At 70.2% G+C, this 7,296-nt stretch carries 7 protein-coding genes; 3 read left to right on the forward strand and 4 right to left on the reverse strand.

Features of this window, described 5'->3' with window-relative positions; all coding sequences use genetic code 11:
* Positions 1–86: 86 nt before the first annotated feature.
* The 4 genes from ACFYWM_RS40990 to ACFYWM_RS41005 form a co-directional block, all read right to left on the reverse strand.
* Positions 87–218 (reverse strand): SapB/AmfS family lanthipeptide, encoded by a 132-nt coding sequence (locus tag ACFYWM_RS40990; protein WP_389926067.1) that lies wholly within the window; start codon positions 216–218, stop codon positions 87–89.
* Between the two features lie 4 nt (positions 219–222).
* A complete protein-coding gene (gene lanKC, locus ACFYWM_RS40995; protein WP_389926070.1) occupies positions 223–2,883 on the reverse strand; it encodes a class III lanthionine synthetase LanKC in 2,661 nt (886 codons plus the stop codon).
* 148 nt (positions 2,884–3,031) lie between these two features.
* Complete coding sequence (locus ACFYWM_RS41000) at positions 3,032–3,733, reverse strand: sensor histidine kinase (RefSeq protein ID WP_389926073.1); 702 nt, start codon at positions 3,731–3,733, stop codon at positions 3,032–3,034.
* A 308-nt stretch (positions 3,734–4,041) separates the two neighbouring features.
* Positions 4,042–4,755 (reverse strand): M50 family metallopeptidase, encoded by a 714-nt coding sequence (locus ACFYWM_RS41005; RefSeq protein ID WP_389926075.1) that lies wholly within the window; start codon positions 4,753–4,755, stop codon positions 4,042–4,044.
* A gap of 249 nt (positions 4,756–5,004) precedes the next feature.
* Between ACFYWM_RS41005 and ACFYWM_RS41010 the strand changes: the two genes are divergently transcribed.
* The 3 genes from ACFYWM_RS41010 to ACFYWM_RS41020 are packed head-to-tail and all read left to right on the forward strand — an operon-like array spanning position 5,005 to position 7,160.
* Positions 5,005–5,511 carry an amidohydrolase family protein gene (locus tag ACFYWM_RS41010; RefSeq protein ID WP_389926077.1) on the forward strand — a complete coding sequence of 169 codons (507 nt, stop codon included), beginning with the start codon at positions 5,005–5,007 and terminating at the stop codon, positions 5,509–5,511.
* Between the two features lie 16 nt (positions 5,512–5,527).
* Positions 5,528–6,004: a nuclear transport factor 2 family protein gene (locus tag ACFYWM_RS41015; protein ID WP_389926080.1), complete on the forward strand. Its 477-nt coding sequence runs from the start codon at positions 5,528–5,530 to the stop codon at positions 6,002–6,004.
* Positions 6,005–6,014: 10 nt separating this feature from the next.
* On the forward strand, positions 6,015–7,160 hold the full coding sequence (locus ACFYWM_RS41020) for a magnesium and cobalt transport protein CorA (protein ID WP_389926083.1): 1,146 nt from the start codon (positions 6,015–6,017) through the stop codon (positions 7,158–7,160).
* Positions 7,161–7,296: the final 136 nt, after the last annotated feature.

Here is a 7,296-nt window from a genome sequence, read left to right on the forward strand (position 1 = left end):
CTGCAGGTCGAGAAGGACCATGGGATTGCCTCACTTCTGATGAGAACTCGGTGGGAACCGAACCGATGTCGGGGAAACCGGGTTGCCTAGTGGCAGAGGACAACGCTCAGGTTGCTGGGCTTGCCGGACTGGCAGCCGAGGACCGTGAGGGTGCTGCCGCCACCGCCGCCGTGGCCACCGGTGGGGGCCTCCAGGGACTGCAGGTCGAGAAGAACCATGTCGTTACACCTCCTTTGATGTGTCGTGACGGGGGTCAAACCGCCCGGCGGATCCGTGCGCGGACACCCCTGCCGGGGTGCTCGTGCCGCCGGGCGGCTCGATGAAGGGGAGGAACACCGGCCGGTCGTGCAGCACGGCGCTCATCGCGAACAGGACTCCGGCCGTACCGGTCGCGAAGTCCATCGAAAGCCTGAGCAGCTGGTTGCCCGGGAAGGCCAGCCCGCCGCCGTACGGCAGCGCGTGCCAGTCCAGCCCGCGGAGCTGCTCGGCCAGGTCTGTGTGGTCGGCACCGGGGCCGATGCCGGGAACGGCGCCAGGCTCGGGCCCCAGGCCCCAGCCGAGACCGCCGATCATGCCGCTCCGGCCGGTGAACAGGCCGGACTGCACGAAGTAGCGTCCCCGGGTGACGCGCCGGCAGCCGTCGAGCGCGGCGCGGAGGTCCGCGTCCTCGCGGTGGGCCAGGTAGCGGGCGAGGACCAGGCCGATGCCCACCGACCCCTCGTCCAGGTAGGGCAGCGTGCGCCAGCCCTGGTCGACCTGGAGGGTCCCGTCCTCGCCGGTGACGCAGCGCCGCAGGTCCTGCCGGAGCGCCACGGCCGCCCTGTCGAGCAGCGCCGCGTCGCCGGTGCGCTCGTAGGCGTGCAGGAAGAGGAGAGCGGGTCCGGAGGAGCCGTACATCAGCCCGGCGCGGGGATGGCTGCCGCCGCTGACCTCCGGTACGTCGTCGGGCCCGCCCAGCCTGTCGGAGCAGACGCCGGTGATCTGCAGGGCCACCTCGGTGAAGGTCCGCTCGCCGGTGGTCCCGCCCAGGTGCAGGAGGTTCAGGCCCATGCCGGCCAGGCCGCCGAACAGCCCGAGCTCCAGCGACTCCCACTTCTGGCGCAGGCACAGGTCGGCGGTGTCGATCGCGTCCTGGCGGTGGCCGAGCAGGTCGAGGACGTAGGCCACGCCGTGCAGGCCGTCGTAGAACCCGATCCCCGTCCCCGGGTCGGGGGCGAGCGCCTTCGCGCGCAGCCAGTCCTCGTACTCGGGACGGCGCTCGGCACCGGTGGCGGCCAGCGCGTAGAGCACGCCCGCCGCGCCGTACGCGAGGTTGACGCCCCCGCCGGGCTGGAACTGGGCGACGTCGCCGGGGAAGAGCCGGTCCTCGCGCTCGGGGGTGGCGCTCGCCAGGATGGCCCGGGTCATCGCCTCCCGCAGCCGGGGCCAGTCGTCGAGCCCCGGCTTCGGGTACGGCGTGGCAGCGGCGGGCTCGGGACCGGTGACGGTCCTGACCGCCTCGTCGAGCACCTCGCGCGGCACCGGGAAGGTCTCGCCGATGAGCCTGGCCAGCTCGGTCACCTTGGCGCGGTCGAGCGGCAGCATGATCGTGAGCTGGGGGGCGAACAACCCGAGGCAGAGGCAGGCGAGGGCGTACAGGTCGACGTCGACACCCTGCCGGTCGGCCGGCGCGCCGAACGCCGGGTGGGCGAGCGCCGCGCGGCCGCGGTCCTCGATGAGGGTCGCCACCTCGTAGTCGATCAGGGCGAGGCGGCCGTCCGCGGTCACGAGGATGTTGTTCGGGTGCAGATCGCCGAAGACCACCCCGCGCTCGTGCAGGGACGCGACCGCCCGGCGCACCTTGGGGAGCGTGTCGAGCACCCAGGCGGTGTACTCGGCCAGGGCCTCGTCGTCGCAGGTCGCCCTGGTCAGCGGATACCTGTGCACGAGCTGCCGCTGCAGCGGGTTGCCGTCGACGAACTCCTCGACCAGGAAGTGGTGCCCGCCGAGGGTGAAGTAGTCGATCAGCGCGGGCACCGCGTCCAGCCCGGCCAGCCGCTCCAGCATGTCGCGCTCGTGCGCCAGCCGCGCCACCGCGTCCCGGCCCGCGGCGTCCAGTCCGGCGTGCGGGCGGGCCTCCTTCAGCACGACCCGCTCCCCGGTGCGCAGGTCCTCGCCCAGGTAGACGCCGCCGCCGTTGGAGAACTGCATCACGCTCTCGACCCGGTACGGCAGCCCCTCGGTGGTGACCGCGTTGCGGGCGGCCACGTGGGGTTCCAGGAAGGCGGGCAGCGTCACCCAGGACGGCACGCCGAACGCGGGCTCGCGCACGTCGGGGACGAGCCGGCCCTCCCCGTCCTCGATGGCCAGCACCAGCTCGCCGTTGTCGGCCAGGCAGCGCCGCCCGGCGAAACCGCCGTACCGCACGAAGAGCGGGCCCTGGCCGTAGCGCAGGTCGCTGAGGATGTACGGCCCCTCGACACCGCGCAGCAGCTCGTCGAGCTCCTTGAGCGTGAGCTCCAGCTGCGCCTCGTCCACCGGGTAGATCGTCACGAGCTTCCCGCTGGCGCCCCGGGGGGCGGCCTTGGAGTTCAGCATGGTCATGACCGGCAGGCTGCGCAGGAACTTGAACGCGATGTCGCGGGGGACGCAGTAGTCCCAGACCGCCTCTATGGCGCGGTCGGCGTCCTCGGCGCGGGCGGAGACGTGGATCTTCCAGCCCTGGGCGGGGGTGCGGCCGGCGAGCGGCGCGTAGTGCATCCAGGTGTCGGTCGGCTGGTGCTGCCAGCCGTCCGGAACATCCCGGGCAGCGAGCGCGAAATCGGGGTGATCACCCCGGCGGCCGTCAAGCGTGTCATAAAAAAGCGGGTCCGCCAGGCAATAAAGCTCATACTGGTCATCCACGGCATTCTCCCCTGCTGTCTTCCAGAAGAGAGAATTACGGATAACCCGAGAAACCACTAGTTACAAACTAAACCACTCGCATATGCGAAACTCACACTGTCAACCGTGAAGGTGTACGCTACCTGCGCTTTCGCGATGGACGTGAAGGTTATTCGGAAAAATTACCCGGAACCTCGGCTATCAGGGTGAACCACCCGTCCGTGCCGCCGGCCACCCGTACCGTGCCGCCCAGCTCGCCCAGGCGGTGGCCCAGGTTGTTCACGCCGCTGCCGGTGGAGGACGTCTCCCGCCGGGGGGCTCCGTCGTTGACGACGGTCAGGCGCAGCAGGCCGCCGTGCTCGACCAGCTCGATCGCGCACCGCCTCACCTGGCTGTGCCGCAGCATGTTCGTCACGCCCTCGCGGACCACGGCGCCCAGCGTGGCGCTCACGGTCTCGGGAAGCTCGTCCACGTCCACCCGGACCGAGCAGTAGGCGCCGAAGCCCTCCATCAACGTCCTGGCCCGTGCGGCCTCGCCGGAGAACGACAGCCGGTGGCGGGCCTCCGACACGTTCCGCACGGCGTGCGCGGCCTGCCGCACCGCCTGCAGCACCTCTTCCAGGTCCTCGCGCAGGCGCGCGTCACCGCCGGCCTTCCGGTGGGCCAGCTCTCCCTTGATGGACGCCAGCCAGAGCCAGTGCCCCACGATGTCGTGCATGTCGCGGGCGAACCCCTCGTAGGCCCGGGTGAGCGCCCTCTCCCGCTCGGCGCGAAGCCGCCTGAGCCGCCGGGTGAGCGTGAGCGTCACGCCCAGCAGGGCGAGCAGGACGCCCGCCCCGGCCGCTCCTGCAAGGTAAGCGGGGTGGGGCATGGAACGCCTCTCGCAGGAGAAATGATATTCCCGCTAATAAACTCAAAAAATTTGGTGAATGTCAATCAAGAAGGGCGATTCCAGGGCGGGATGCGGAAGTGCGCGGGTTATCACAAAGTCGGCATGAAATACAGCGATTGGTCATCTAATACGCTGTCCGTAAATCGTGGCCATATTGTTGCGGGACCTCCCCCCGGTGACGGGACCGGAGGTCGCGGCCCATCCGATGCGACGGCACGACGATGGAGCCCGAGTTTCAGAAGGGACCCGTGCTTTGGAAGAGCCCGAGTTTTGGAGGCGCTCGGGCCTCAGATGAGCCCGAGCGCCGAGGGCAGCAGCAGATAGGCCCCGGCCACCAGGCACGCGCCCGCCACCACCAGGAACAGGAACACCCAGAACCCGCCGGGCAGGAAGGTCAGCCTGGCGAGCTGGTCGGCGTCGGAGTCGGGTGCCTGGTGGCGACGCCGCTTGCGCTGGAGCTCCATGATCGGCCGTACGCCCCCCAGCAGCAGGAACCACACCGTCAGGTAGGCCAGGACGGCGTCCATGTCGGGGGCCGCGTACCAGGTGAAGGCGAAGATGGCGCCCCCGGTGGCCAGCAGGCTCACCACGCCGAACAGGTTGCGGATCAGCAGCAGCATGCAGAACAGCAGCCCGATCACGATCGTGATCAGCACCGTCACGTATCCGGAGGCGGTCAGCCACGCCCCGCCCAGCCCCAGCAGGGACGGGGCGACGTATCCGGCGGCGGCGGTCAGGATCATGCCGAACCCCCGGGGCTTGCCCCTGGTCAAGGTCACGCCCGAGGTGTCGGAGTGCAGCCGGATGCCCTCCAGCTTGCGCCGGGTGAGCAGCGCCACCAGCGCGTGCCCGCCCTCGTGGGCGATGGTGATCAGCCCCCGCGACAGCTGCCACGAGGTGGACCACGACACCACGCCCAGCGCGGCCAGGGCGGACAGCAGCACGACCCACAGGGGCGGCCCGGAGCGGGTCGTGGTCAGGGTCACCCAGAGGTCGGACAACGCTCGTTTCTCCTTCGCGGTGTGAGAGCAAAGCGTCCCACGACTGCCGGTGTGCTGGCGATAAAGTCGGATCCGTGCGGAACATGATTCCGGAGCTCGCGGACGCGGACGTCCCCGCCTGGTGGCGAGGGCTGGGCCTGCCGGGGCTGGCGGACGTGCACGTCCACTTCCTGCCGGAGCGGATGGAACGTCGAGTCTGGCACCATTTCGAACACGGCGGTCCCCTGATGGGGGAAGGTCCACCTTCAGGTGGGCGACTTCGACCCCCGGCTCAAGGAGATCGACGACGTGTGGGGGCTGCTGGCCGAGCGGGGGGTGCCCGTCGTCGTGCACGCCAGCTCGATCCCGCTGCCCGGCCACCACACGGGTCCGGGGCCGATCACCGGGGTGCTGGACCGTCACCCGGACCTGCCGATGATCGTCGCGCGCCTCGGCATGCCGGAGTACGACGAGTTCTTCGAGGTGGCCGAGACCTTCCCCAACGTGCGGCTCGACACCACGATGACCTTCACCGACTTCGCCGAGCGCGACATGCCGTTCCCCCGGCGCCTCCTGCCGCGCCTGCGCGACCTCGGCCTGGCGGGCAAGATCCTGCTCGGCAGCGACTTCCCGGCCGTCCCCTACCCGTACGCCCACCAGCTCCACGCGCTCGACCGCCTCGGCCTCGGAGACGACTGGCTCCGCGCGGTGTGCTGGAACAACGCGGACAATCTCCTCGACCTGTCCGCGCACTACACTCGGTCAGCAGAACATTGATGACCGGGAGAAATTCGTGAACGATCGGAACGCCGAGCTCATCAAGACGTTCTACGACGCCTTCGCGCGCCGCGACGCCGACGCGATGGAGCTCTGCTACCACCCCGACGTCACCTTCGGTGACCCCGTCTTCCAGGACCTCGAAGGACGCGACAGGGTGATGGGCATGTGGCGGATGCTGCTGGGCCGCAGCGCCGACCTCGACGTGAGCGTCCGCGACATCACCGCCCGCCCGCACGAGGGTACGGCTCACTGGACCGGCCGCTACACCTTCGGCAAGACGGGCAGGAGGGTCGTCAACGAGGTCGACGCCCTCTTCCGCTTCGAGGAGGGCCTGATCGTCCGTCACCACGACGACTTCGACCTCAAACGCTGGTCCAAGATGGCCATGGGACGGCCGGTCGGGATCGTCCTCGGCTGGACCCCCATGCTCAGGGCGAAGATCCGCACCACCGCGATGCGGTCGCTGCAGGAGTTCATGAGCGCCCGATGAGGAGAGACGCGTGAGCGACCGGCGGATGCGGGGCCTGCGGAGCCTGGTGCGCGGACGACCCGGCACCGGTCAGGAGTCCCCCGAGCGGTCGATGGACCCCAGATCCGCCGGTGACGGGCGCCCGGTGCCGCCCCGCTCCCGCGTCATCGACAACGCGATCTACGTCGACGGCCGGCGCGCGGCCACCCCCGGGTCGCTGCCCGAGGCCTTCGAAAGCCTGAAGAACACCCCGGGCAGCATGGCCTGGATCGGCTTCTACCGTCCGGAGGACGGCGTCATCCTCAACGTCGCCGAGGAGTTCGACCTGCACGAGCTGGCGGTCGAGGACGCCATCGTCGCGCACCAGCGCCCCAAGGCCGACCGCTACGGCGACACCCTGTTCGTGGTGCTCCGCCCGGCCCGCTATCTCGACGAGACCGAGGAGGTCGACTTCGGCGAGCTGCACGTCTTCGTCGGCCAGAACTTCGTGATCACCGTACGGCACAGCGAGGCGCCCGACCTGTCGCAGGTCCGCCGCCGCATGCAGCACGACCCCGAGCTGCTCGGCCAGGGCCCGCAGGCGGTGCTCTACGCCATCCTCGACGCGGTCGTCGACGGCTACGCCCCCGTGGTCGCCGGCCTGCAGAACGACATCGACGAGATCGAGGTCCAGGTCTTCGGCAACGAGCCCGGGGTCTCCCGCCGCATCTACGAGCTGTCACGCGAGGTGATCGAGTTCCAGCGGGCCACCCAGCCGCTCCTCGGCATGATCGAGGGCTTCATCGCGGGGGCCGACAAGTACGGGGTGGACCAGGAGCTGCAGAGATACCTGCGGGACGTGGCCGACCACGCGATCACCGTCGCCGAGCGGGTGAGCGGTTTCCGCCAGATGCTCCACGACATCCTCGTGGTCAACTCGACCATGGTCGCCCAGGCTCAGAACGAGCACATGACCAACCTCACCGAGGCGAGCAACGCCCAGAACGAGGAGGTCAAACGGATCTCCGCCTGGGCCGCGATCCTGTTCGCCCCCACCCTCGTCGGCACCATCTACGGCATGAACTTCGACGTGATGCCCGAGATCCACTGGAAGTGGGGCTATCCCTTCGCGGTCCTGCTCATGGCGGGCGTCTGCCTCACCCTCTATCTGGTGTTCAAACGCCGCGACTGGCTCTGACCTCGTCGGGGGGGCCCCCCCCCCCCCCCCGGGCCCCCCCCCCCGGCCCCCCCCCGGCCGGGGGGGGGGGGGGGCGGGCGCCCGGCCCCCCCCCCCCCCCCCGGGCCGGGCCCCGCCCCCCCCCCCCCCCCCCCGT

This window comes from Streptosporangium sp. NPDC002721 (assembly GCF_042888905.1).
Lineage (GTDB): Bacteria > Actinomycetota > Actinomycetes > Streptosporangiales > Streptosporangiaceae > Streptosporangium.

Coding starts and splice junctions, on each gene's coding strand:
- ACFYWM_RS40990 (WP_389926067.1), bottom strand. CDS start 218: ATGGTTCTTCTCGACCTGCAGTCCCTGGAGGCCCCCACCGGTGGCCAC.
- ACFYWM_RS41000 (WP_389926073.1), bottom strand. CDS start 3,733: ATGCCCCACCCCGCTTACCTTGCAGGAGCGGCCGGGGCGGGCGTCCTG.